General features: G+C 68.6%; 22 protein-coding genes. 10 read left to right on the top strand and 12 right to left on the bottom strand.

Annotation, left to right across the window (positions count from 1 at the left end):
• Nucleotides 1–138: 138 nt before the first annotated feature.
• On the bottom strand, nt 139–918 hold the full coding sequence (locus QC180_RS01735; RefSeq protein WP_278260757.1) for a decaprenylphospho-beta-D-erythro-pentofuranosid-2-ulose 2-reductase: 780 nt from the start codon (nt 916–918) through the stop codon (nt 139–141).
• The gene (locus QC180_RS01730; RefSeq protein ID WP_278260756.1) at nt 915–2,342 is read right to left on the bottom strand and encodes a decaprenylphosphoryl-beta-D-ribose oxidase; all 1,428 of its coding nucleotides are present in this window, start codon (nt 2,340–2,342) and stop codon (nt 915–917) included. Before QC180_RS01730 ends, QC180_RS01735 begins: the two co-directional genes overlap by 4 nt.
• 15 nt (nt 2,343–2,357) lie before the next feature.
• Here QC180_RS01730 and QC180_RS01725 point away from each other — a divergent pair, with 15 nt between their 5' ends.
• The gene (locus QC180_RS01725; RefSeq protein ID WP_474646373.1) at nt 2,358–2,855 is read left to right on the top strand and encodes a GtrA family protein; all 498 of its coding nucleotides are present in this window, start codon (nt 2,358–2,360) and stop codon (nt 2,853–2,855) included.
• Here QC180_RS01725 and QC180_RS01720 read toward each other — a convergent pair whose 3' ends face one another.
• Together QC180_RS01720 and QC180_RS01715 are read right to left on the bottom strand one after the other, a co-directional pair.
• On the bottom strand, nt 2,856–3,485 hold the full coding sequence (locus QC180_RS01720; RefSeq protein WP_278260754.1) for a pyridoxamine 5'-phosphate oxidase family protein: 630 nt from the start codon (nt 3,483–3,485) through the stop codon (nt 2,856–2,858).
• A 142-nt stretch (nt 3,486–3,627) separates the two neighbouring features.
• A complete protein-coding gene (locus QC180_RS01715) occupies nt 3,628–5,796 on the bottom strand; it encodes a molybdopterin-dependent oxidoreductase (protein ID WP_278260753.1) in 2,169 nt (722 codons plus the stop codon).
• Between the two features lie 146 nt (nt 5,797–5,942).
• Here QC180_RS01715 and QC180_RS01710 point away from each other — a divergent pair, with 146 nt between their 5' ends.
• Complete coding sequence (locus QC180_RS01710; RefSeq protein WP_278260752.1) at nt 5,943–6,353, top strand: hypothetical protein; 411 nt, start codon at nt 5,943–5,945, stop codon at nt 6,351–6,353.
• A 146-nt stretch (nt 6,354–6,499) separates the two neighbouring features.
• Here the strand turns inward: QC180_RS01710 and QC180_RS01705 are convergent, their stop codons facing one another.
• On the bottom strand, nt 6,500–6,991 hold the full coding sequence (locus tag QC180_RS01705; RefSeq protein ID WP_278260751.1) for a hypothetical protein: 492 nt from the start codon (nt 6,989–6,991) through the stop codon (nt 6,500–6,502).
• A 180-nt stretch (nt 6,992–7,171) separates the two neighbouring features.
• Between QC180_RS01705 and QC180_RS01700 the strand changes: the two genes are divergently transcribed.
• Both QC180_RS01700 and QC180_RS01695 read left to right on the top strand, forming a co-directional pair.
• The gene (locus tag QC180_RS01700; protein ID WP_278260750.1) at nt 7,172–7,777 is read left to right on the top strand and encodes a DUF4282 domain-containing protein; all 606 of its coding nucleotides are present in this window, start codon (nt 7,172–7,174) and stop codon (nt 7,775–7,777) included.
• A 109-nt stretch (nt 7,778–7,886) separates the two neighbouring features.
• On the top strand, nt 7,887–8,732 hold the full coding sequence (locus QC180_RS01695; RefSeq protein WP_278260749.1) for a helix-turn-helix domain-containing protein: 846 nt from the start codon (nt 7,887–7,889) through the stop codon (nt 8,730–8,732).
• Here QC180_RS01695 and QC180_RS01690 read toward each other — a convergent pair.
• Nucleotides 8,716–9,138, bottom strand: a complete 423-nt coding sequence (locus QC180_RS01690; protein WP_278260748.1) for a MarR family winged helix-turn-helix transcriptional regulator — start codon at nt 9,136–9,138, stop codon at nt 8,716–8,718. The genes QC180_RS01695 and QC180_RS01690 overlap by 17 nt on opposite strands.
• Nucleotides 9,139–9,223: 85 nt before the next feature.
• Between QC180_RS01690 and QC180_RS01685 the strand changes: the two genes are divergently transcribed.
• A complete protein-coding gene (locus tag QC180_RS01685) occupies nt 9,224–10,705 on the top strand; it encodes an MFS transporter (RefSeq protein ID WP_278260747.1) in 1,482 nt (493 codons plus the stop codon).
• A 156-nt stretch (nt 10,706–10,861) separates the two neighbouring features.
• Here the strand turns inward: QC180_RS01685 and QC180_RS01680 are convergent, their stop codons facing one another.
• Together QC180_RS01680 and rfbA are read right to left on the bottom strand one after the other, a co-directional pair.
• The gene (locus QC180_RS01680; protein WP_278260746.1) at nt 10,862–11,410 is read right to left on the bottom strand and encodes a dTDP-4-dehydrorhamnose 3,5-epimerase family protein; all 549 of its coding nucleotides are present in this window, start codon (nt 11,408–11,410) and stop codon (nt 10,862–10,864) included.
• 3 nt (nt 11,411–11,413) lie between these two features.
• Nucleotides 11,414–12,286: a glucose-1-phosphate thymidylyltransferase RfbA gene (gene rfbA / locus QC180_RS01675; protein WP_278260745.1), complete on the bottom strand. Its 873-nt coding sequence runs from the start codon at nt 12,284–12,286 to the stop codon at nt 11,414–11,416.
• Nucleotides 12,287–12,524: 238 nt separating this feature from the next.
• Here rfbA and QC180_RS01670 point away from each other — a divergent pair, with 238 nt between their 5' ends.
• Nucleotides 12,525–13,580, top strand: coding sequence for an alpha/beta hydrolase (locus QC180_RS01670; protein ID WP_278260744.1), 1,056 nt, complete (start codon nt 12,525–12,527; stop codon nt 13,578–13,580).
• Nucleotides 13,581–13,645: 65 nt separating this feature from the next.
• Here QC180_RS01670 and QC180_RS01665 read toward each other — a convergent pair whose 3' ends face one another.
• Nucleotides 13,646–14,356 carry a DUF8020 domain-containing protein gene (locus QC180_RS01665; RefSeq protein ID WP_278260743.1) on the bottom strand — a complete coding sequence of 237 codons (711 nt, stop codon included), beginning with the start codon at nt 14,354–14,356 and terminating at the stop codon, nt 13,646–13,648.
• A gap of 305 nt (nt 14,357–14,661) precedes the next feature.
• Between QC180_RS01665 and rfbB the strand changes: the two genes are divergently transcribed.
• Entirely contained in the window at nt 14,662–15,663 is a 1,002-nt protein-coding gene (gene rfbB / locus QC180_RS01660; protein WP_278260742.1) for a dTDP-glucose 4,6-dehydratase, read from the top strand.
• A gap of 1 nt (nt 15,664) precedes the next feature.
• Here the strand turns inward: rfbB and QC180_RS01655 are convergent, their stop codons facing one another.
• Both QC180_RS01655 and QC180_RS01650 read right to left on the bottom strand, forming a co-directional pair.
• On the bottom strand, nt 15,665–17,200 hold the full coding sequence (locus QC180_RS01655) for a DUF2142 domain-containing protein (RefSeq protein WP_278260741.1): 1,536 nt from the start codon (nt 17,198–17,200) through the stop codon (nt 15,665–15,667).
• On the bottom strand, nt 17,197–18,165 hold the full coding sequence (locus tag QC180_RS01650) for a glycosyltransferase (protein WP_278260740.1): 969 nt from the start codon (nt 18,163–18,165) through the stop codon (nt 17,197–17,199). The genes QC180_RS01655 and QC180_RS01650 overlap by 4 nt, the downstream gene beginning before the upstream one ends.
• A gap of 128 nt (nt 18,166–18,293) precedes the next feature.
• Here QC180_RS01650 and QC180_RS01645 point away from each other — a divergent pair, with 128 nt between their 5' ends.
• The 3 genes from QC180_RS01645 (at nt 18,294) to QC180_RS01635 (ending at nt 21,753) form a co-directional block, all read left to right on the top strand.
• Nucleotides 18,294–18,824 (top strand): GtrA family protein, encoded by a 531-nt coding sequence (locus QC180_RS01645; protein WP_278260739.1) that lies wholly within the window; start codon nt 18,294–18,296, stop codon nt 18,822–18,824.
• A gap of 111 nt (nt 18,825–18,935) precedes the next feature.
• Nucleotides 18,936–20,834 (top strand): glycosyltransferase, encoded by a 1,899-nt coding sequence (locus QC180_RS01640; RefSeq protein ID WP_278260738.1) that lies wholly within the window; start codon nt 18,936–18,938, stop codon nt 20,832–20,834.
• A gap of 4 nt (nt 20,835–20,838) precedes the next feature.
• Nucleotides 20,839–21,753 carry a GNAT family N-acetyltransferase gene (locus tag QC180_RS01635; RefSeq protein WP_278260737.1) on the top strand — a complete coding sequence of 305 codons (915 nt, stop codon included), beginning with the start codon at nt 20,839–20,841 and terminating at the stop codon, nt 21,751–21,753.
• 29 nt (nt 21,754–21,782) lie between these two features.
• Here QC180_RS01635 and rsgA read toward each other — a convergent pair whose 3' ends face one another.
• Entirely contained in the window at nt 21,783–22,814 is a 1,032-nt protein-coding gene (gene rsgA / locus QC180_RS01630; protein WP_278260736.1) for a ribosome small subunit-dependent GTPase A, read from the bottom strand.
• Nucleotides 22,815–22,829: the final 15 nt, after the last annotated feature.

The raw sequence follows: 22,829 nt of genomic DNA, 5'->3' as shown, positions 1-22,829 counted from the left end.
GGGCCAGCCTAGTGGAGCCCACCGGGCCTGTCGGGCCGCGTCATCGGCGGAGCGGCCGTGGTCGACGGGTCCGCGCCCCGAAAACGCGAACCGCCGCGTCATCCAGGACGACGCGGCGGTTCGGCGATACGGATCCGATCAGATCGGGAGCTTGCGGAAGATCGGGCGGGGGACGTGGCGGAGGGCCGACATCACGAAGCGGGCTTCGCCCGGGGCCCAGACGATCTCGGTGCCCTTCTCCGAGGCGGCGACCGCCCACTTGGCGACGTCTTCCTTGTCGACGGTGAGGGGGGCTTCCTTGCTGCCGGTGGCTTCCCAGTGCGCGATGGTGGCGCTGGTGCGCACCTGCATCGGGCGGACCACGGTGACGCGCGGGCCGTAGGGGCGCAGCGCCTCGCCGAGGCCGAGGTAGAAGCCGTCCAGACCGGCCTTGGTGGAGCCGTAGACGAAGTTCGAGCGGCGCACCCGCTCGCCCGCCACCGAGGACATCACGATGAACCGGCCGTGGCCCTGCGCCTTGAACTTGTCGCCCACCAGCACACCGACCGACACACCGGCGGTGTAGTTGATGCCGACGGTCAGGACCGCCTTGCGCTGGTTCTGCCACAGTTCCTCGGCGTCACCGAGCACACCGAAGGCCACGATGGCGACGTCGACGTCACCGTCGGCGAAGGCCGCGTCGACGACCTTCGGGTGCGAGTCGGTGTCGAGCGCGTCGAAGTCGAGCACGTCGACCTGGGTCGCGCCAGCGGCCTTCAGGCCGGTGACGGCCTGCTCGAGCAGCGGATCGCCGGGCAGGTTCGCCAGGATGACCCGGGCCGGGCTCTTGCGCAGGTACTCGGCGCAGATCGCCAGGCCGATCTCGGAGGTGCCGCCGAAGAGCAGGATGGTCTGCGGGTTGCCAACTGCGTTGATCACTGGAGCTCCAGCCTCCTGGCCATATCGGACATGAAAACGCCGTTCGGGTCGACGCTGCGGCGGACCTTGATCCACTCGTCGATTCGCGGGTACATCTTGTGGAACGCCTCGGCGCTGGTCCGCGAGTCCTTGGCGGTGTAGAGGCGGCCGCCGAACTCCATCACGCGCCGGTCCAGGTCGGTGACCAGCTCGTTGAGGCCCGGTCGGATCGGGAAGTCGACGCAGATGTTCCAGCCCGGCATCGGGAAGCTCAGCGGCGCCGCGTTGCCCTCGCCGAACAGCTTGAACACGTTGAGTGCCGAGATGTGCCCGGACGCCTGGATGTCGATGATGATCCGCTTGAATTCCTCGACCGCCTCGGTCGGCACCACGAACTGGTACTGCAGGAATCCGGCGTTGCCGTAGACCCGGTTCCACTCCGCGATCATGTCGAGCGGGTGATAGAACTGCGTCAGGTTCTGGATCTTGCCGGTGTAGGTGCCGCCCATGGCGTAGTACGCCTCGCCGACCGCGCCGAGCGAGAGCCGGTTGGCCGACCAGCTCGGGAAGATGTTCGGCACCGTCAGCAGCTGCGGCGCGTCGAACTTCAGCGGGTTCTTGCGCAGCTTCTTGGGCAGCTCGTCGACCTTGGCCAGGCGGCCACGGGTCAGGCAGGCGCGACCCAGCTTCGGCAGCGGGTTCATCACGTCGAACCACGCGCTCGAGTAGGTGTAGTTCGCCTCGCTGCCGTCGCTGTGCACGGCGATGGTCTCGTCCAGCGTCGAGGTCTTCACCCCGTCGTTGAGGAAGTAGGCCGTCTCCGTGGGCGCCATCTCGATGGTGGCGCGCAGGATGATGCCGGTCAGGCCGTTGCCGCCGACGGTGGCCCAGAACAGCTCGGCGTCCTCGCTCGGCGAGATCGTGCGCACCGAGCCGTCGGCGGTGAGCAGGTCGATCGAGCGGACGTGGTTGCCGAAGCTGCCCTCGCTGTGGTGGTTCTTGCCGTGGATATCGGAGGCGATGGCGCCGCCGATGGTCACCTGGCGGGTGCCGGGTAGCACGGGAACCCACAGGCCGAACGGCAGCGCGGCCTTCATCAGCTGGTCCAGGCTCACGCCGCCGTCCACGTCGACGATGCGGGTGTCGCGGTCGATGCGGTGGACGCGGTTGAGCCGCGGCATGTCGATGACCAGGCCGCCCGCGTTCTGCGCGTGATCGCCGTAGGAGCGGCCGAGGCCGCGCGCGATCACGCCACGGCGCAGGTGCGCTGGCTTGGCGTCGTTGTCCTCGGCGACCATGCGCACGGCCTTGACGATCAACTCTGGATCGCTGGTCGAGAGCACTTCGGCGGAGGTGGGTGCGGTGCGACCCCATCCGGTGAGCTTGCGGGTGCGCGTAGGGAGCGCAAACGGCCCATCGTTGGTGGTCGGAATGTTCTCGGACATCGGCTTAGAGGCTACATGCATGGCGCGAGACGTGACCGGTCTCGTACTCTTCCTCACGTGCAAGCCCAACCGCATCTGCCGCTTCCCGCCGAAATTCCCCTGGTCGACGAGCCCGGCGGAACCGACGTAGACCTCAAGACGCAGATCGTGCGGTTCGGCCTCACCGGCGGGTTCTCCGCCGTGGTCGACTTCGGCCTGCTCACGCTGCTGTCCAACGTGCTCGGCGTGCCGGAGATCCTGGCCAAGGTGATCAGCTTCATCGCGGGCACCACCACCGCGTACCTGATCAACCGGCGCTGGACCTTCAAGGCCGAGCCGAGCAAGGCGCGTTTCCTCGCCGTGGTGGCGCTGTACGCGGTGACCTTCGCGGTGCAGGTCGGCATCTACGCGCTGATGTACTACACGCTGGCCGACGAGTGGTGGCGGCAGCCGCTGGCCTTCGTCGTCGCGCAGGGCACGGCGACGGTGATCAACTTCGTGGTGCAGCGTGCGGTGATCTTCAAGATCGAGTAGTCAGCTGGCACGCACGGCGGGTTCCTCGGCCTGTTTGTCGGACTTGACGCCGAAGTAGTCGCCGCCCTTGGCGCGGATGTTGTCGGTGCCCCACTCGCGCTGCTGCCTGGCCACCGGGACCATCTGGGGGATGTGCTTGCGGCAGTGGATGTAGGCTTCCTCCACGTCGACGACGACCCAGACCTGCGAGGTCTTGCCCCGCTCCGGCGGCGGTAGCCCGTCGACGGTCTCGCGCAGTTCGCTGTCGGCGACCATGCGAGCCTTCCCGTTGACGTGCAGTCCGATCAGGTCGCGGACGAAGTCGATCATCAAGATCCCCACGTGCGGGTTCTCGAGGATATTGCCGAGGCTGGCCATTACTCCGTTACCTCGATACTCGGGGTACGCAATCGTGCGTTCGTCGATCACGTGCAGGAATCCCGGGGAACCGGAGCGGAAACTGGCGTCGCATTCGCCGTGCGCGTCCGCGGTGGAGATGAAGGCCATGTCCATCCTGGCCACGAATTCGACCATGGTGGTGTTGAGATAGTCGATCACCTGGTCGTCGTAGAACTTCGCGGCCCTGTCCGCGGTTCCCAATGTGTCCTGTAGCTCGTGCTCTCCGTCGCTGCCGACGTGTCTTCCGGGCATCGGGCCCCCTCTGCTAGCCGAACCGCCTGGTGTGACTGCAATCTCACACAGTGTAGGGGAGCATCACAGAATACGGGGCGAGTCCATTGTTGCGAATGCGCTGAAAACCAGGTTTGCGCAAAGGTTTCCAGAGGTGGACCGATCAGGCGGGTTCTACCGTCACCGGGACGCCGTTGAAGATCGCGGTGCCCGAGATCGCGTCGACCACCGAATCATCGGTCAGCACATTGGCGTTCACTCCGGCGTTGGCGGCGGCGACCGATTGGGTGCTCTCGGCGTGGCCCCAGCCGTGCGGAAGACTCACCACGCCGGGCATGATCGTCGTCGTCCGCTCGACCTGCACTGTCAAGGCCCCTGCGGCCGAGCTGATCTCGGCCTGCTCGCCGAGCCCGAGCCTGTTCGCGTCGTCGGGATGGATCTGCAGGGTGCAGCGATTGGACCCGCCGACCAGTCCGGCGATGTTGTGCATCCAGCTGTTGTTGGAGCGCAGCTGCCTGCGTCCGATCAGCACCATCGCCGGTGCGGCGGTGGCGAGCCCGGTGCGCAGCCGCTCGACATCGGCGAGCAGCGGCGCCGGTGCCAGGTCGACCCGGCCCGTCGCGGTCCGCAGCGCACCGGGCAGGCGGGGCCGTAGCGGGCCCAGGTCGATGCCGTGCGGGTTGTCCAGCAGCGTCCGCAGACTCAGCTCGCCGCCGTTCCACGTGCCGTACGGGCCGAGTCGCAGCATGAGATCGATGCGTTGTTCGGTGCTGTCGGCGCCGGTCAGCTCGTCGCGGCGCTCGCTCATGTCCGCCTTGTGCAGCATGCCAGCGATGACCAGCTCGTCGACGACGGCGATCGGGCTCTCGGCGCCGGTGCCCGCGTGTGGCTGCCCGCTGACGGCGGCGGCGAGCCGGGCCAGCACCGCCGACTCCGACGGCCTGCCGTCCAGCGGCACCAGCGGCGGCGAGTACCGCGCGTAGTTGCGCACCGCGAACTGCAACAGCGCGAAGTCGTAGTGCGGCGACTGCACCGAGCGCGGCGGCGGCAGGATCACGTGCGCGTGCCGGGTGGTCTCGTTGACATAGCGGTCCACGCTCACCATGAACTCGAGCCCGGCGAAGCCCTTGTCCAGCCGCGCCCCGCTCGGCGCGGACAGCACCGGATTGCCCGCCACCGTGACCAGCGCCTTGATCTGCCCCTGACCTGGTGTTTCGATCTCGTCGGCGAGGGTGGCGACGGGCAGTTCGCCCATCACCTCCGGCAGCTCGCGCACCCGGCTGGTCCAGCGGCCCGGCCGGAACGGCCTGGTGCGCGGGATGCCACCGGCCGCCGCGGTGGCGAACATGGCGCCGCCGGGGGAGTCGAGATTGCCGGTGACGGCGTTGATCGCGTCGACCAGCCACTGGGTGAGGGTGCCGAATTCGGCGGTGCAGGTGCCGATGCGGGCGTAGACGGCGGCGGTCGGGGACGCGGCGAGCTCGCGCGCGAGTGCGCGGATGGTGTCGGCGGGGACGCCGGTGCGCGCCACGACGGCCTCGGGTGGGAACTCCAGCGCGGCGGCGCGCAGGTCGTCGAGGCCGTCCACGTCGAGATCGAGGCTGGTCAGGTCTTCGGTGAAGAGGGTGTGCAGGATCGCGAAGAGCAGGTAGGCGTCGGCGCCGGGACGGATGAACAGGTGCTGATCGGCCAGCGCGGCGGTTCTGGTGGCGCGCGGGTCGACGACCACGAGCCGCCCGCCGCGCGCCCGCAGGGCCTTCAACCGGCCGGGGAAGTCCGGCGCGGTGCACAGCGAGCCGTTGGATTCGAGCGGGTTGGCGCCGAGCACGAGCAGGAAATCGGTGCGGTCCAGGTCAGGGACCGGCACGGTGAGCGGGTCGCCGAACATCAGTCCGGCCGCGACCTGCTTGGGCATCTGGTCGGCGGTGCTGGCCGAGTAGATGTGCCGGGTGCTCAGCGCGCGGACGAGCGCGGGCAGATACAGCGCGCCCGCGACGGTGTGGGCGTTGGGATTGCCCAGGTAGACGGCGGTGGCGCCGCTGCCGTGCGCGGCGCGGACCTCGGCGAAGCGCGCGGCGATCAGGTCGAACGCCTCGTCCCAGCTCGCGGGCCGGAAACCGGTGCCGTCGCGGACCAGCGGCGTGCGCACCAGGTCGGGATCGTCGTCGAGTTTGCCGAAGCTGGCGCCCTTGGGACACACGAAACCCCTGCTGAACGGGTCCTCGCGGTCGCCTCGGGCGGAGAGCACCCGGTCGTTGTCGTCGAGGGTTAGTGTCAGACCACAGACGGCCTCACACAGCGGACAGGTGCGCAGCAGCGTTCGTGGAGCCATGCCTCATCCTTACGCCGCTGCGCGGGGCCGGGTCGGGAAACGCCGAAAGCGAATTCGAACATGTTCCACGCCAACACTATTGGGGGCATGACAGACAGTTAGCGACGCTTAGGATCACCAGCGTGGGGGGCTACGGGAAGGGAATCATGCGTACTTTCAAGCTTGCCACCGGGGCCACCGCCCTGGCCACCGTCGCGTTCACGCTGTTCGCGGGCACCGCCTCCGCGGCGCGCACCGCCGACGCGGTGGGCGGCGCCGACAACATCACCGTCTCCATCAACAACACCGACGACGCGTGCTGGTCGGGCACGGTGCTGCTGGACGAGATGTTGCAGCAGAGCATCCTCACCGTCGACAAGCCGTCGGCGGTGCTGGAGAACATCGAGCCCGGCACCCACCGGGTGCGCGTGCACCTCTACGTCGGCGAGGGCGAGTCCTGCAGCGTGAACACCCCGGCGGTCGAGCTGCTGGACAAGACCGTCACCGTCGGTGACGCGGCGGGCAACCCGATCCAGGAGCTGCTCGACGCGGGCAGCGCGGCGCTCGGGCTGAAGTAGACCGCACAGACGAGTCGGGGCCGGGCGGGTGGAGCGATCCACCCGCCCGGCCCTCGTCGTCGGCGCACCGTGGCGGAAACGCCGAAAACCCGCGGTGGCGACGTCGGGGAACACGTCGCGACCGCGGGTCACGGGAGAACTGGGGCCTAGCAGGCCACCGTCAGCGTGGCGCGCTTGCGGGTGGCGGCGGCGCGCACCGCGGCACCGAGGGCGACGACCGGCGGAATCCAGCGGGCCTCGGTGGGGGCGACGCCCCAGGCGGCCGAACCGGCGGCGAGCTGGGTGGGCGGCAGCGGGATGCTGGCACCGTCGGTGTGCACGAGCACACCGGCCTCGCGCATCGCCTCGATCGCCATGGCGGCCTTGCGGACACCGGTGACCAGGTGGATCTCGCGACGCTCGGCGCCCGGGATCTCGATCACGGGGCCGGAGAGGTTGTTGGCGCGCAGGAAGCGACGGACCTCGCCCGCCATCTCACCCGAGATCTCGATGGCCGAGACGTTCTCGTCGGTGATCAGGCACAGGCCATTGGCCGTTTCGGCAACCGTCCAACCCCGCGCGGTGTACTCCTGCGCGGCGGCACCTTTCTCGGTGCCCATGGTTGTGGTCGGAAACGTCGTGCGCACTGTGTTCTCCATTCCCCGGAAGAGCTCTGTTCTGCGTTCATGGGCGTATCGGCACGGGGTGGCCGTCGTGTTACGCCGTTACCGAAAAATGTTCGAGAGTGTCTGCTTCGTCTCAGTTCGATCACCTTCGCTATCGGAGGTAGCGCCCGGGCAGGGTTGGCGTAGGGGGTGAAACCGGGCAGGATTCGGTACATGACCGAAGAGCCGGGCACCGCCCCGCCGACCGATGAGGACGCCGAGGAGTTCGAGGCCGAATCACGATGGCTCTCTTGGAAAGAGGCTGACGTGAAGCGTTCGGCGCCCAAGCCCGCGCGGATCGATTCCGCCGACGAAGAATCAGACGAAACAGGCATACCACGCGACGCGGGGTTCGATGACCCGTTTCGCAGTACCGGTTCGGCCAAGGAGTGGGCCGCCGAGGCCGCGCGCTCGCTGCTCGATGTGCAGTTCCGCAGGCCCGCCACCCGAACCCTGCTGCCGCTGGCCTACATCCTCGGCGTGGTGTCCTTCGGTGTCGGCCTGCCGATCGCGCTGACCGTGCTGATGTGGAAGGCCTCGGTGCTGCTGGGCATTCTCGCCGCGCTCGTCGCGGTGCCGCTGGGGCTCACCATCGCCGCCTCGGTGCGGTTGATGCTGGAGTTCGCCGACAACGCCGCACGGCTGGCCGGACGCGTCGAGCACATCAGCGAACTGGCCGACGGACTGTTCCAGGCGCTCTCGGATGTGGCCGAACCGGTCAACCAGCTCTCCGAAGACGTTCGCGCCGTGCAGTTCTGGCGATTCAGGAAGAAGAAGTAGGGCGGGAATGTGAAACAATTCGTACGCGGATCCGACGTCAGGTCGGCTGCGTAGGGCGGTCTCCGAAAGCTAGTGGAGGAGACCGGATTTGGATATACAGGGGGGAAGTATGGCTTCACCGCAGGGCGTTACCGGTTCGACCATGCCGCGCAGGCAGCTGGGCAGGCACTTACGTGACCTGCGCAATCAGGCGCGGATGACGACGCGGACCGCCGCGTCGAAACTCGAATGGTCCGAGGCCAAGATCTGGCGGATCGAGACGGGACAGACTTCGTTGCGCAGCCTCGATGTCGAGGCGATGTGCAAGGTCTACGGGGCACCGGCCGATCTGGTCGAACCACTGGCCGCGCTGGCCCGCGAGACCAAGGCCCGGGGTTGGTGGACCACCTACAGCGATGTGATCCCGGAGGGCCTGGAGGTCTACATCGGTCTGGAGGAGGCCGCGACGACGCTGTCGATCTACGACAACGGCCTGGTCCCGGCACTGCTGCAGACCGAGGACTACGCCAGGGCGCTGCTCGAGCAGTCGGTGCCGGGCCTGACCGAGGCCGACCTGGAGCGCAGGCTCCGGGTGCTGGCCGCCAGGCAGGCGCTGATCACCCGCGACGAGGCACCGCTGCGGCTGGACGTGGTGCTCACCGAGTCGGTGCTCACGGCGCGCGTCGGCGACGATCGCGTCGTCGCGGGTCAGCGCGCGCGGCTGCGCGAACTGGCCGAGCGCGACAACATCCGGATCCGGGTGGTGCCCGCCGACACGGGCTACCACGCGGGGCTGGAGTCGGGCCGGTTCGTGATCCTGGACTTCGGCGTGGACGGCTCGCTGGACCGCCCCGAGCCGTCGGTGGTCTTCGTGGAGACCTTCGCCGGTTCGGCCTACCTGGACAAGGCGGTCGAGCACGAGCGTTATCGCGGCGCGTTCGTCGACATCGCCGCGGCCGCTACGGACACGCCGTAGGGCGGTTCCAGGATTCGGCGAGAATCGAGCGATGCGTGGGCAGGGCCTGGTCGTAGACCGCCCTGCCCTTCTCGGTGAGTCGGACGAAGATGGCGCGGCGGTCCTCGACGCACATGGTGCGCTCGACCAGGCCGTCGCGTTCGAGCCGGGCCACGGCGCGCGAGAGCGCGCTCTGGCTCAGGTAGATGTCACCGGCCAGCTCGGTCATCCTGACCTTCTGACACTCGGTGTCGACCAGACGATCCAGGGTCTCGAATTCGCTGAGACCGATGCTGTGATCGTGCTGGAGCGCCTTCTCCAGGGCACAACTCACCGCGGCGTGTCTGCCGAGGAGTTCGCGCCACTGACCGACGAGCTCGGGAGGCGCCTCATTGCGCCGAGCTGTCGCATTCGCCGGGTTCGACATGGCCCCATCTTAGTGATGGGTGCTCAACCATGCAACCGCATTAAATGTGTTGGCATTTAATGCGTGCGCATGTAATGTCCTCCGCATGACTTCGCCAGCAACGCTCTCGGCCGCAGATCAGGCGACCGATCCCACCAGGTGGCCGCTTCGCCTCTGGGGCATGCTGATCACCCTGTGCATCGTTCTGTTCCTCGACGGTCTCGACGTTTCGATGATCGGTGTCGCGCTGCCGTCCATCGGCGCCGAACTCGATCTGTCCACCTCCACCCTGCAGTGGCTCGTCAGCGGCTACGTCCTCGGTTACGGCGGCCTGCTGCTGCTGGGCGGGCGCACCGCCGACCTGCTCGGGCGCCGCAAGGTCTTCCTCATCGCGCTGGCCGTGTTCGCGGTCGCCTCCCTGATCGGCGGTCTGGTCAGCGACCCGACGCTGCTGATCGTCACCCGTTTCATCAAGGGCCTGGCCGCGGCGTTCACCGCCCCCACCGGCCTGTCGATCATCACCACGACCTTCGCCGAGGGCAAGGCGCGCAACAAGGCGCTGTCCATCTACACCGTCTTCGGTGCCGGTGGTTACTCGATGGGCCTGCTGTTCGGCGGCCTGATGACCGGCGTCGGCTGGCGCTGGACCTTCCTGCTGCCGGTCCCGATCGCGCTGGCCGCCCTGGTCGCCGCCTTCGTGCTGGTGCCCAAGGACGGTAAGGCCGAAGAGGGCGGCCACGATCTGCTCGGCGCGTTGCTGTCCACCGCGGGCATGCTGCTGCTGGTCTACACCGTGGTCACCGCGCCGGAGGTCGGCTGGGCCTCGGTCCGCACGATCGGTTCGTTCCTCGCCGTCATCGCCCTGTTCGCCGCGTTCGTGATCACCGAGCAGCGGGTGAAGCACCCGCTGGTGCGTCTGGGCATCCTGCGCAAGGTGTCGCTGGTGCGGGCCAGCCTGGCCATCGTCGCGGTCGCCGGTTCCTACTTCTCCTGGCAGTTCATCGTCACCCTGTACATGCAGGACACGCTGGGCTGGTCGGCGCTGAAGCTGGCCATGGCGCTGCTGCCGGTGGGCATCCTGGTGGTCGGCTCGGCCTTCTTCTCCGAGAAGCTGATCGACCGCTTCGGCACCGGACCGGTCATCGCGGTCACCATGTCGGTGATGGCCGTGGGCTACCTGCTGTTCCTGCGCGTCGACACCGCCCCGGACTACCTGACCGTGCTGCTGCCCGCCATCCTGCTGATCGGCATCGGCTGGGTCGGCTTCCCGGCCATCAATGTGCAGGCCACCAGCGGTATCGATGACGACGAGCAGGGCCTGGCGGCCGGTGTGCTGCAGACCTCCATGCAGGTCGGCGCGGCGATCGTGCTCGCGGTGACCACCGCCATCGTCACCTCCGGCGCGCACGGTGCCGGGGCGAGCCCGCAGGAAATGCTCGACACCTACCGGCCGGGCCTGACCTTCGCCGCGGGCGTCACCATCGTCGGCGCGCTGGTCGCCCTGACGGTGTTCCTGCCGCGACGCAACCGCGCACGCGTCGTCGAGGAACCGATTGTCGAAGACAAGGTCCTCGAGGCTGTGATATAGGCGGCTGGCGCCGCAGGGTTTTCGGCCCCTTGGGCCTCGCACCCGAAGGACGATACTTCGGCTTCGCCGTGACGTCTCGCCCTTCGGGTGCGAGGCGGCCGAAAACCCGTGGTGGGCGGCTCCTGAAACGCGAGTTTCTGGAGCCGCTCAGGCGTATCAGGGGAAACCGGGCGCTGCCTCGTCCTTGGCGGAGCGGATGTAGGTGAGGGGGCGGCCGTCGCGGCCCTCGGTCGGCCAGTCGATCGCGAGCCGGGGGTCGAAGGCGTCCAGGTCGTGGTCGAGTTCGGGGGTGTACTCGAGCGAACACAGGTAGGTGACGGTGGAGTCGTCCTCGAGGGAGAGGATGGCGTGGCCCAGGCCCTCGGACAGGAACACCGAGCGGCGGTGCACGTCGTCGAGCAGGACCGAGTTCCAGCGGCCGTAGGTGGGTGAGCCGGGGCGCAGGTCGACCACCACGTCGAAGAAGGCGCCGCGCACGCAGGTCACGTACTTGGCCTGGCCGGGCGGGTTGTCGGTGTAGTGGATGCCGCGCAGGCCACCGGCGGCCGAGACCGAGGTGTTCACCTGGTGCAGGTCGAAGGGGCGGCCGGTGGCCTTCTCGAATTCCGAGCCCTTGAACGACTCGCAGAACGTGCCGCGGTCGTCACCGAGCAGACGCGGGGTCATCACCCAGGCGCCGGGGATGGACAGCTCTCGAAATTCCATGCGCTACCAGTCTTTTCCACGGTCGATGAGGTCGAGCAGATAGCGACCGTAGCCCGAACGCACCATCGGCTCGGCCAGTTCGCACAGCTGCTCGTCGGTGATCAGGCCGCGCCGCCACGCGACCTCCTCGGGCACGCCGATCTTGAGGCCCTGGCGTTCCTCGATGGTGCGCACGTAGTTGGCGGCGTCGAGCAGGGAGTCGAAGGTGCCGGTGTCGAGCCAGGCGGTGCCGCGCGCGAGCACGTCGACGCTGAGCTTGCCCTGCTCCAGGTAGGCGCGGTTGATATCGGTGATCTCGTACTCGCCGCGCGCCGAGGGGCGCAGGCCACGGGCGATCTCGACCACGTCGTTGTCGTAGAAGTACAGCCCCGGGATGGCGTAGTTCGAGCGCGGGGTCTTGGGCTTCTCCTCGATGGAGACCGCGCGGCCCTGCTCGAACTCGACCACGCCGTAGGCGGTCGGATCGCTGACCCAGTAGGCGAACACCGCGCCGCCGTCGATGTCGTGGAAACGCTCGAGGCTGGCGCCGAGGCCGGGGCCGTGGAAGATGTTGTCGCCGAGCACCAGGGCGGCCGGTTCGCCGCCGATATGGCGCGCGCCCAGGACGAACGCGCTGGCCAGGCCGTCGGGCTCGGGCTGGACCACGTAGCTGATGGCGACCCCGAACTGGCTGCCGTCACCGAGCAGCCGGGCGAACGCGTCGGCGTCCTCCGGCGTGGTGATCACCAGGATGTCGTCGATGCCTGCCAGCATGAGGGTGGACAACGGGTAGTAGACCATGGGCTTGTCGTAGACCGGGACGAGCTGCTTGCTCACCCCGCGCGTGATGGGGTGCAGCCGCGATCCGGTGCCGCCCGCCAGGATGATTCCGCGCATAGGTGGGAGTCTGCCAGGGTCGGTGGCGGCTGGTCACCTACGGGTGCCGGGCTGAGCACGATCCGGCCACGGAGGTTTCGGCGGCGGGCGTGTCGGGCGATTACCCCTACAGAGACGGCGTTCATCTGCTTATGTGAGCGTCGATGTGTGAAACATCACTGTGTTAGATGTCAGCGGCGACATCCGTACCGGGTCTTCCGGGCCGGGGTCGACGCGCCAGCTGTGAGGTAGGTGCGCGATGAAGGCGACCAGGATCGGTGGACCCGGTGTCATGGGTGGGCTCGCGCCCGCCGCCCCGGTCAAGACCGGTGGCAAGCAGCCCGCGCCGGGCATCGTGGTGAATTCCGGCCGGACCAGCACGTCCTCGCGGGTGCTCATGGGCGCCTGCCTCGGGCTCGTCGGCCCGCTGCTGCGGACGGTACCCATCAACCGGACGACCGTGCCCATCGGCGCGGTCGCGGTGGACCTGCTCTCGCGGCTGCGGCCCGAACCCCAGGGCATCGAGCGCGAGCAGATCCAGCTCGACGGCTTCAAGATGGAGATGGTCCGGCCCGCGGGCGGGTCCAGGGCGCTGCGCCACGGCGCCATGCTCTACCTGCACGGCGGCGGTTTCGCGGTCTGTGGACTGCAGACCCACCGCGCGGTCGTGGCGGGGCTGGCCCGGCGCACCGGGTTGCCCGTGCTCAATGTCGAGTACCGGCAGCTGCCCGGCAACTCCGTCGACGGCGCCGTCGACGACTGCGTGCTGGCCTATCGCTGGCTGCTGCGCCACGGCGCCGATCCGTCCCGCATCGTCATCGCGGGCGACTCGGCGGGCGGGTTCCTCACCTTCGCCACCGCGATCCGCGCCCGCGAGATCGGCCTGCCGCTGCCCGCCGGGCTGGTCGGGCTGAGCCCGCTGCTCGACCTGGACTACCGGGCCAAGCAGGGCTATGTGAATGTCGAGCGTGACGCCTATATCTGTCTGAGCGCGTTGCAGGCGGTGGTGCATCTGGGGGCCGAGCAGAGGGGTCCGCTGGACCCGGCGCTGTCACCGGTCAACGCCGACCTGACCGGGCTCCCGCCGGTGCTGCTCATCGCCGCCGAAGACGAGCTGCTGCGCTACGACTGCGAGCTGATGGCCCATCGCCTCACCGCCGCGGGCGTGCCCAACTCGCTGGAGCTGTGGCGCGGGCAGGTGCACGCGTTCATGTCGATCCTGCCGAGCATGCCGGAGAGCCGCTCAGCGCTGGGCCGGGTGTCGAAGTTCGTGCGAGCCGCGCTGGAACCGGCACAGCGCGCCCGCACGGCCTGACGACGCGACAGTGCCCCCGCCCGGATCTCCGGACGGGGGCACTGTCGTGTTCGAGCGAACCGGACTTACTTGGCCGGAGCGGTGAACGGCTGGTTGATCGTGGCGAAGTACTGGATCATCGCGCCGATGGCGACCGGGGCGGTGACCAGGATCTGGCCCGCCAGGGTGCCCAGGGCGCCGATGGCCAGGATGCCGCCGATGCAGCCGATGGCCGCGGCGGGCAGGAACGGACCGAACAGGCCGATGATGGTGGCCGAGGCGACGGTCGCGCCGACGATGCCGCCGAGCACGCAACCCACCGCGCCGCCGCCGAGGCCGCCGACGAGGGTGCCGACCGCGGCACCGAGGGAGATGGTGGAGGTCAGACGGCTCCAGGCGGCCTGCTCACGGTCGTACTCGGACTTCCAGGGGGCCTTGTCCTCGAAGGGCAGGGCGACCGGCTTGTAGACGGCCTTGGCCGGGTCGAGCTCGGGGGTCAGCACGGCCTTGTTGCCGGAGATCTCGGCGGCGATCGGCAGCTCGAAGTCGTCGAGACGGAACGACAGCGGGGTGGCGGCGACGGTGGTGCCGTCGACGGCCTTGACCTTGAAGGCGCCTTCTTCGACGACCAGCGAACCGGCGTCGGTGGTGATCACCGAGGTGCCGTTGACTTCCTGGGCGCTGAAATTGATCGGCGCGGCGGGGGCCTCGGCCGGGTCGGCGTGCACAGTGCCCGCGGTGACACCCATGGCGGCGATCAGCAGCGCCGAAGTGGCGGCGAATTTCCTCATCAGCATTTCGTGGAACCTCGATGTTGGAGCGTTCGGAGGGGACTCGATGATCAAAAGCCCTCGCAGCTAACGAGCGGTGAACCGGTCGTGACCGTTCATTCAAATTCCGTTCACCACTGATACTCCGGCGCTGGTGCGCACCCGGAAACCTGAGTGTTGACCGGCCGTTTTCTCAGGAAAGTCGACGCGAAGTCTTAACCTGACCCACTCCACTGTGATCGACGTCACGGCATAAAACGCTGGAGACCCGGCGCGCGGCAACACTTTCCGGCGTTCGTCCCGGGTCGTACCCGGCGCGTATCGTTGGTCCGGTGCGAGTGCTCGTAACCGGCGGGGCCGGGTTCATCGGTGCGAATTTCGTCCAGCAGACCGTGGCGACACGTCCGGACGTCGGCGTGACCGTCCTGGACGCGCTCACCTACGCGGGCAATCGCGCCTCGCTCGACCCGGTCGCCGACCGCATCGAATTCGTGCACGGCGACATCGCCGATCTCGACCTGGTCGACAATCTGGTCAGCGGCGTCGACGCGGTGGTGCATTTCGCGGCCGAATCGCACAACGACAACTCACTGGCCGAACCGTGGCCCTTCGTGCAGACCAATATCGTCGGCACCTACTCGCTGTTGCAGGCCGTGCGCCGCCACGACGTGCGCTACCACCACGTCTCCACCGACGAGGTCTACGGCGATCTCACCGCCGAGGACCCGGCCTTCACCGAGACCACCGCCTACAACCCGTCGAGCCCGTACTCGGCCACCAAGGCGGGCAGCGATCTGCTGGTGCGCGCCTGGACCCGCTCGTTCGGCGTGCGCGCGACGCTGTCGAACTGCTCCAACAACTACGGCCCCTACCAGCACGTGGAGAAGTTCATCCCGCGCCAGATCACCAACCTGATCGACGGTGTGCGCCCGCGCCTCTACGGCGCCGGGCACCAGGTGCGCGACTGGATCCACGTCGACGACCACAACCGCGCGGTCTGGGACGTCCTCGAGCGCGGCCGCGTCGGCCAGACCTATCTCATCGGCGCCCAGGGCGAACTCGACAACCTGCGCGTGGTGCAGATGATCCTCGAGGCGTTCGGCCGCGCGCCCGACGACTTCGATCACGTGACGGATCGTCCCGGCCACGACCAGCGCTACGCCATCGACGCGAGTCTGCTGCGCGAGGAACTGGGCTGGTCGCCGCGCTACGCCGACTTCCGGGCCGGACTGGCCGACACCATCGCCTGGTACCGCGACAACGAGCAGTGGTGGCGACCCAAGAAGGCCGCCACCGAACGCGCCTACGCCGACGCGGGGGAGCGCACGCTCTGAGCTAGCCCCAGACCACGGTGTAGTACGTCGCGGCGGCCGCGACCAGCGCGAACACCGACGCGCTGACCACCGTGATCGCGGTGCCCCTGGTCGGGGTCGTGCCCTGGGCGTCGGTGAGCCGCAACGGCACCCAGCGCGCCACCACGGCCAGACCCATGATCGCCAGCGGCACGAAGTAGCGGCCCTGCACGCCGTCGATGATGTAGAAGTCCACCGGCGTGAACGACATGTACAGCGTCACGTAGATCATCGCGACGCTGGCCAGCACGGTCAGCGCGACGAGGAGTGTGCGCCGGAAGGTGGCCGTCGCCGTGCTCATCCGCTCGGCGATGCCGAAACTCACCGCGAAGGCGATCAGGCAGGCCAGCATCGAGACCGCGGGCACGTCCACATAGGCGAAGCCGAGTTCACCGAAGAACTGGTTGAACCAGCGATGATCGCGCAGCGCGATGCTCTCGCCGAAGGTGTGCACGAACTGCACCGGATCGGTGAGCACACCCTTCAACTGATCACCCGGGCGGACCTGGCCCCACTGATGCGGCGGGCGCATCAGGCTCATGCCGTCACCGGTCGGCGCGGCGATCTTGGTCCAGGCCAGGAACAGCGCGGCACCGACGGCGGCGAAGGCCCACGGGATGACCTTGCGCTTGCCGGTGAAACCGAGCCGCTCGGCGGGCACGACCACCACGAGCATGGCCAGCAGCACGTAGGTGGGCTTGCTCAGCGGCAGCGCGATGGTGGCCGCGAGCAGCGCGCCGGTCTCCACCGGACGCAGTCGGTCACCCACGAACAGGGCCTTGAGCAGCAGCGCCGAGGTCATGATGGCCAGCGCGTTGGTGAGCGTGTCGGCGGTGACGGTCCCGGCCTGGAACAGCGCGATCGGCAGCACCGCGACGGTGAACACCAGCCACTGGCTGCGCCGCTCGCGCAGCGCGTAGAGGCCGAAACCGACCACCGCGAGATAGGCCACGAGCCCGGCCAGGCGGGTCAGCAGATACATCCCGCCCACGCTCAGACCCAGCGCCTCGCCCAGGCGGATGCCGACCGCGGCGGGCACGTACGGCACCGGCGAGTATGCGGCGGTGTTGGTGAACCACATCTGCTTGGTGGCGTCGGAGATCGCGGCGTCACCGAGGCGGTCGTAGGTGGCCGGTTCGGCCACCATGGCGTCGGGTTCCTCGGGGTTGTCGTTGTAGTCGCGGAAGGCGTAGTCCATCAGCGCGTCGACGCTCACCGGGATCTGGCCGCCGTAGGCGACGCCGCGATCGTCGGCGATGCGCTGGGGGAACACCCCACCGTGGGCGACCTGGTAGGCGCGGCCGAACTGGGTCAGCTCGTCGTGGCCCCAGAACGGCGGGGTCAGCACGGCGAAGAGCGCGCCGAAGACGGTGGCCACGATCGTGAACGCGACCGTGGCGGCGCCGAAGCGGCGGGTCAGCGCGCGGACCGGAGCCAGGGCGCGGTCCTTCTTCGACGGTGTGGCTGTGGATTCTTCGTCGAGCTCGACGGTGGCGTCCGGCTCGGTGGAGGTGGTCACCGACGCTCTCCGGTGGTGATGTCGTCGCTGGCGCCGACGGCCGAATAGCGCAAATAGATCAGCCGCGCGGCCTCGTGCCGGGAGCGGCGGATGCCGTCGAGGATCAGCCCGGCGGTCCAGGCCAGGCTGCCCAGCAGCAGCAGCGTGAAGCCCAGGAACAGCGTGGGGAAGCGCGCCACCTCGTGGGTGTTGTAGAACTCGATCACGATCGGCACGGTGAGGATCACCGACAGCAGCCAGGCCAGCGTGCCGAACAGGCCGTAGAACGCGACGGGGCGTTCGTGGCGGGCCAGGCCGAGGATCAGCGCGAGGATCTTGGTGCCGTCGCGGTAGGTGCGCAGCTTGGACTCGCTGCCCGCCGGACGGTCACGGAAACCCACCTGCACCGCGGTCTGCGGCACCCGCAGGTGCAGCGAGTGGACGGTCAGCTCGGTCTCGATCTCGAACTCGCGCGAGACCGCGGGGAAGCTCTTGACGAACCGGCGCGAGAACACCCGGAAGCCGCTGAGCATGTCCTCGACGTTCTCGCCGAACACCTTGCCCACCACGCCGTTGAGCACCTTGTTGCCGGTCTCGTGGCCGGACCGGTAGGCGCTGGCGTCGGCGTCGTCCTGCTTGCGCACGCCGAGCACGTGATCGTAGGGGCCCTCGAGCAGGGTCTTGATCATCAGCGGCGCGGCCGAGGCCTCGTAGGTGTCGTCACCGTCGATCATCAGGTAGACGTCGGCCTCGATATCGGCGAAGGCGCGGCGCACGACATTGCCCTTGCCCTTGGTGTTCTCGAAGCGCACGATCGCCCCGGCCTCGCGGGCGCGTTCGGCGGTGCGGTCGGTGCTCAGGTTGTCGTAGACGTAGACGACGATCCCCGGCACGGCGGCCTTGAGGTCGGTGACGACCTTGGCGACCGCAGCCTCCTCGTTGTGGCAGGGGACCACGGCGGCGATGCGAAGCTCGGTGGAGTCCACCCGGGTCAATCCTCGAATGTCGGCAGCAGTCGGACACCGGGAGGTTACACAGCGCACGGCGCATTCGCTCACCCGGTTCAGCGAGCTTAACGCGGGACCGGAACGGGCATCGGTGTACGGTACGGCCCGTGTCCCAGCCCGAACTGTCCGAACCGGCTCCCGCATCGTTGACGGCGAAGGTGGTGACGGCCCTGCGGCAGGGCGCGGCATTCCTCGTCGTCGGCGCGGTCGGGTTCCTGGTCGACGCCGGGACCTACAACCTGCTGGTGTTCTGGAACGGTGGGCTGTCCTTCTCCGAAGGTGTGCTCTATCACTTCCCGCTACCGGCCAAGATCATCGCGATCGTGGTGGCCACGGTGGTCACCTACTTCGGCAACAAGTGGTGGACGTTCTCGCACAAGAAGACCGACAATCCCACGCGCGAATATGTTCTGTACTTTTTGTTCAACGTCGTCGCGATCGGTCTGCAGCTCGGCTGCCTCGGCTTTTCCCGATATGTGCTGGATCTGTCGAGTCCGCTCTCGGACAATATCTCCGGCACCTTGATCGGCCAGATCGTCGCGGTGGTATTTCGCTATTGGGCCTACGACAAATTCGTCTTCACCGGTTCGGCGGCTACCGGGGAGCAACACGCGCGGGGTGCGGCAACCCCTCACTGACGGCGCGAGGAGGCCGGGCGATTGATATCCTCACCCCCGCCCGCCGCGTCACCCGTTTCTCACGTGACTACCTGCGTCGGCGCAGTCGATACCGAGAATTTCGAGGACTTCATGGAACAGTCGGCTACGGGAGCCGTGACCGAATCGAACGATCGGCGCGAGGCCGCGCCCGCCTCCCTGCGGGGTGAGCACAGCGCACCGGAACGGCTGGTGCTGGCGCGCGGCATCTTCACCGGACCCTCGGCCCGGGTCAGCGACGAGCTCTACGCCGTCGTCAAGGGGGGTGCCGCGGTGCGTGAGCGCCTGGCGCTGCACCTGCCCAAGGGCGCCACCGCGCACACCAACACCTACTTCGGTCGTTTCGCCGCCAGCTACTGGCAGCGCTGGACCACCGTCACCGAGGTGCGCGTGGACGCGCAGCTCACCGTCGGCGACAAGGCCAACGTGCGCTTGGTCGCCTCCGATATCGCCGGTCACCGCCGCATCATCGCCTCGCTGGTGGCCACCTCGAGCGGGTTCGTGAGCTTGAGCGCCCCGCTGGACCAGTACGTCGACGGCGGCGCGCTGTGGCTCGAGTTCGACGCCATCGGCGGCTCGCTCGACATCGCCGAGCTGGCCTGGACCGCGCAGGCGCCCGAGACGGTGCGCCCGGTCGCCATCGCCATCTGCACTTTCAACCGCGCCGAGGACTGTGCGCACACCGTCGCCGCGCTGGCCTCGGACCCGACCGTGCTGGCCGCCATCGATGCGGTCTACGTGGTCGACCAGGGCACCGACCTGGTCGAGGACCGCCCGCTGTTCCAGCAGGTGCGTCCCGATTTCGGCGACAAGCTGCGCTACCTGCGGCAGCCCAACCTCGGCGGCGCGGGCGGCTTCACCCGCGGCCTCTACGAGGTGTCGGCGGCCAACGAGCACGCCGACGTCATCCTCATGGACGACGACATCCTCTGCGAGCCCGAGACCGTCCTGCGCCTGCAGGCCTTCGCCAACCTCACCGTGGAACCGACCCTGGTCGGCGCGCAGATGCTGTTCCTGCTCAACCCCGACTACCTCAATGTCGGCGCGGAGGAGGTGCACCTGCACGAGCTCAAGCACGGCCAGAAGGTGCCCAAGGCGCTGCGCAACACCTCCATGCTCAAGAAGAACCAGGAGCGCCGCGTCGACGCGGGCTACAACGCCTGGTGGACCTGCCTGATCCCGGCCGAGGTGGTGAAGAAGATCGGGCTGCCGGTGCCGATCTTCTTCCAGTGGGACGACGTGGAGTACGGCATCCGGGCCCGTGAGCACGGCTTCGTCACCGTCACCCTGCCCAACGCGGCCGTGTGGCACGCCGACTTCTACTGGAAGGACTACGACGACTGGGCGCGCTACTTCTCCACCCGTAACTCGCTCATCGTCGGCGCCCTGCACACCGATCTCGATGGCAAGGCCATCACCAGGGAGTTCTTCCGCTACATCGCCGAGCACCTGGTCGGCATGCAGTACGGCCTGGTGCACACCACCCTGCAGGGCATCGAGGACTTCATGAAGGGTCCGAAGGTGCTGCGCGACGGCGGCATCGACGCCCTCGCCGCCGCCCGCGGCACCCGCAACGACTACCCGGAGACCATCAAGCACCCGGCCGCGACCCCGCCGGTGAACTCCGCCGACATCCAGGTCCGGCGCGCCAGCGGCGAGCCGAGCCGGATCACGCTGGTGCTGATCAAGCGCGCGATCACCCAGTGGACCGGTCGCACCCAGCCGGGCCTCATCGGGGTCACCCGCGAGGACGCGCACTGGTGGCATGTCGGTCTGTTCGACCACGTGGTCGTCACCGACGCCTCCCAGTCCGGGGTGCGTGTGCGTCGCCGCGACAAGGCCCGCGCCCGCGCCCTGCTCATCCGCGCTTACCGCACGCTGCGCAGACTCCGCAAGGAACTGCCCGCGTTGCAGGCCGAATACCGTGCCGCCGTCCCCGAACTCACCAGCCGCGAGAACTGGGCCCGCCTGTACGGGATCGACCCGAGCTGACCCGGTGAGCTATACCGTCCGGCCCGCCTCCGCCACCGACGCGGAGGCGGCCACCGGACTGCTGTCCGAACTGCACGCGCACTTCGCGATCGACCGCCCGGCCGCCCTGCTGCGGCGCACGCGACGGCTGACCCGGTTCGACTTCGGCACGGGGAGTCCGCCGCCGCTGCTGCTCATCGGGGGCGACGCGCCGGTCGGCTACGCGACCTACGACCTGTCCGTACCGAACAAGTGGTCCTCGGGCGGCCTACGGATCTCGGAATTCCTGGTGACCTCCTCGGCCAGGGGCACCGGCGCGGGCGCCGTCCTGCTGGCCGCCCTGCACGAGATCGCGCGGTCGGCCGGGGTCGCGGTGCGCGAACCGAACCAGGCCGCCGGACCCGAGGTGTTCACGACCGACGAGCGCTATATCGGCTCGCACGTCATCGATTTCGCCTATGAGCGCCGTCGCGCCGAGCACTGGAGCTCGCTGCGCGCCGAGGCCGCCGAGAAGGGCTGGCCCGCACCGCGACTCGACGACCACTGGCACACCGAACTCCACGACGACCCCGCACCCGGCCACCTCTACGCCGAGGGCGAGGTGCCGTTCATCCTGCTCCCCGACGGCGGGGTCGTCACGGCGCGATTCCGGACGATCCACGTCGAGGAATACCTCGGCCACGGCCCGGAGAACCGCTGGACCCTGGCCCTGTCCGGGCGCCCGCTGCGCACGAACGGGGTGCTGCGGATCGACCACAGCTGGTCACGCGCGGAGAACCGACCCGCGCTGGCCGTGCCCGCCGAGGGCGGCTTCCTGGTGACCTACGAGTACTACGACAGCAATCACTTCGGTTCCGACTCCGGCACCATCGACTACCTCGTCGACCTCACCACCGACACCGTGGCGCCACACGAGCACCTCACCTTCGAGCCGGACTAGCCGGGCCGAAGGCGAGGCGCTCGCGGGGTTCAGCGGCGCCCGCGTTCGCGATTCAGCTTGCGGTGCTGCTTGGTGATGTCGCGCCAGACGCGTTCGCGTTCGGCGGCCAGCCGCTTGTCGGTGCGCGCCGCCATCCACTCGTTCTCCCTGGCCAGCTTGCGATAGCTGGTCAGACGGCGTTCGGTGAGGGTGCCGTCGGCCAGGGCGGCGCGGACCGCGCACCCGGGTTCGGTGTCGTGCGCGCAGTCGGCGAAACGGCAGTCCCGCGCGAGGGTTTCGATATCGCGGAAGGTCTTGCCGATGCCCTCGGCGGCATCGTAGAGGCCGATGCCGCGCAGGCCAGGAGTGTCGATGAGCGTGCCACCGCCGGGCAGCGGGCGCAGTTCCCGGTGCACGGTGGTGTGCCTGCCCTTGCCGTCCACCGCGCGCACCGCGTTGGTGGCGAACACCTCCGCGCCGAGCAGCGCGTTGGCGAGGGTCGACTTGCCCGCGCCGGACGGGCCGATCACCGCGACCGTGCCGTCCAGCAGGGCGCCGAGCGCATCGAGCCCGACCGCCGTGGTCGAACTCACCGCCAGTACGGTCGCCCCGGGCGCGACGGCCCTGACCTCGTCGAGCGGAACATGCTCCGCCGCATCGGCTTTGGTGAGCACCACGACCGGCTGGGCATTGCTCTCCCAGGCCAGTGCCAACATGCGTTCGATGCGGCCCAGGTCGACGTCACCGTCGGCGGCCGTGCAGATGAGCACGGTGTCGACATTGGTGGCCAGCACCTGCGCCACCGACCGCCCGGACACCGAGGACCGCATGATCGCCGAGCGGCGTGGAAGCAGTTGGCGCACGGTGCGTTCGGCGTCGAGGCCGACCCAGTCGCCGGTGCACAGGCCGGTGATGTCACGCGGACACGCCGCCCTGGCCGGGCCGGTCGGGGTCACCACATCGCATTCGCTGCGATCCATCCGCACGATGCGCGCGGGCACGAGATCGCCGAGCAGGGGGAGATATTCGGAAGCTACGGCTTCGGTCCAGCCGTAAGGGACGAGCAGGTCGTAGTCGACCATGAGGGAGAGTCCTTC

It is taken from the genome of Nocardia anocheti (assembly GCF_029675105.1).
In the GTDB taxonomy this organism is placed as follows: Bacteria; Actinomycetota; Actinomycetes; order Mycobacteriales; family Mycobacteriaceae; genus Nocardia.
Note: the sequence above shows the minus strand (reverse complement) of the source record. Positions and strands in the feature narration are given on the sequence as shown.

What these genes read in the sequence shown, in the direction of transcription:
- QC180_RS01730 (WP_278260756.1), bottom strand. Translation starts at nt 2,342, where the DNA reads ATGTCCGAGAACATTCCGACCACCAACGATGGGCCGTTTGCGCTCCCT.
- QC180_RS01725 (WP_474646373.1), top strand. Translation starts at nt 2,358, where the DNA reads ATGCATGGCGCGAGACGTGACCGGTCTCGTACTCTTCCTCACGTGCAA.
- QC180_RS01720 (WP_278260754.1), bottom strand. Translation starts at nt 3,485, where the DNA reads ATGCCCGGAAGACACGTCGGCAGCGACGGAGAGCACGAGCTACAGGAC.
- QC180_RS01715 (WP_278260753.1), bottom strand. Translation starts at nt 5,796, where the DNA reads ATGGCTCCACGAACGCTGCTGCGCACCTGTCCGCTGTGTGAGGCCGTC.
- QC180_RS01710 (WP_278260752.1), top strand. Translation starts at nt 5,943, where the DNA reads ATGCGTACTTTCAAGCTTGCCACCGGGGCCACCGCCCTGGCCACCGTC.
- QC180_RS01705 (WP_278260751.1), bottom strand. Translation starts at nt 6,991, where the DNA reads ATGGAGAACACAGTGCGCACGACGTTTCCGACCACAACCATGGGCACC.
- QC180_RS01700 (WP_278260750.1), top strand. Translation starts at nt 7,172, where the DNA reads ATGACCGAAGAGCCGGGCACCGCCCCGCCGACCGATGAGGACGCCGAG.
- QC180_RS01695 (WP_278260749.1), top strand. Translation starts at nt 7,887, where the DNA reads ATGGCTTCACCGCAGGGCGTTACCGGTTCGACCATGCCGCGCAGGCAG.
- QC180_RS01690 (WP_278260748.1), bottom strand. Translation starts at nt 9,138, where the DNA reads ATGTCGAACCCGGCGAATGCGACAGCTCGGCGCAATGAGGCGCCTCCC.
- QC180_RS01685 (WP_278260747.1), top strand. Translation starts at nt 9,224, where the DNA reads ATGACTTCGCCAGCAACGCTCTCGGCCGCAGATCAGGCGACCGATCCC.
- QC180_RS01680 (WP_278260746.1), bottom strand. Translation starts at nt 11,410, where the DNA reads ATGGAATTTCGAGAGCTGTCCATCCCCGGCGCCTGGGTGATGACCCCG.
- rfbA (WP_278260745.1), bottom strand. Translation starts at nt 12,286, where the DNA reads ATGCGCGGAATCATCCTGGCGGGCGGCACCGGATCGCGGCTGCACCCC.
- QC180_RS01670 (WP_278260744.1), top strand. Translation starts at nt 12,525, where the DNA reads ATGAAGGCGACCAGGATCGGTGGACCCGGTGTCATGGGTGGGCTCGCG.
- QC180_RS01665 (WP_278260743.1), bottom strand. Translation starts at nt 14,356, where the DNA reads ATGCTGATGAGGAAATTCGCCGCCACTTCGGCGCTGCTGATCGCCGCC.
- QC180_RS01640 (WP_278260738.1), top strand. Translation starts at nt 18,936, where the DNA reads ATGGAACAGTCGGCTACGGGAGCCGTGACCGAATCGAACGATCGGCGC.
- rsgA (WP_278260736.1), bottom strand. Translation starts at nt 22,814, where the DNA reads ATGGTCGACTACGACCTGCTCGTCCCTTACGGCTGGACCGAAGCCGTA.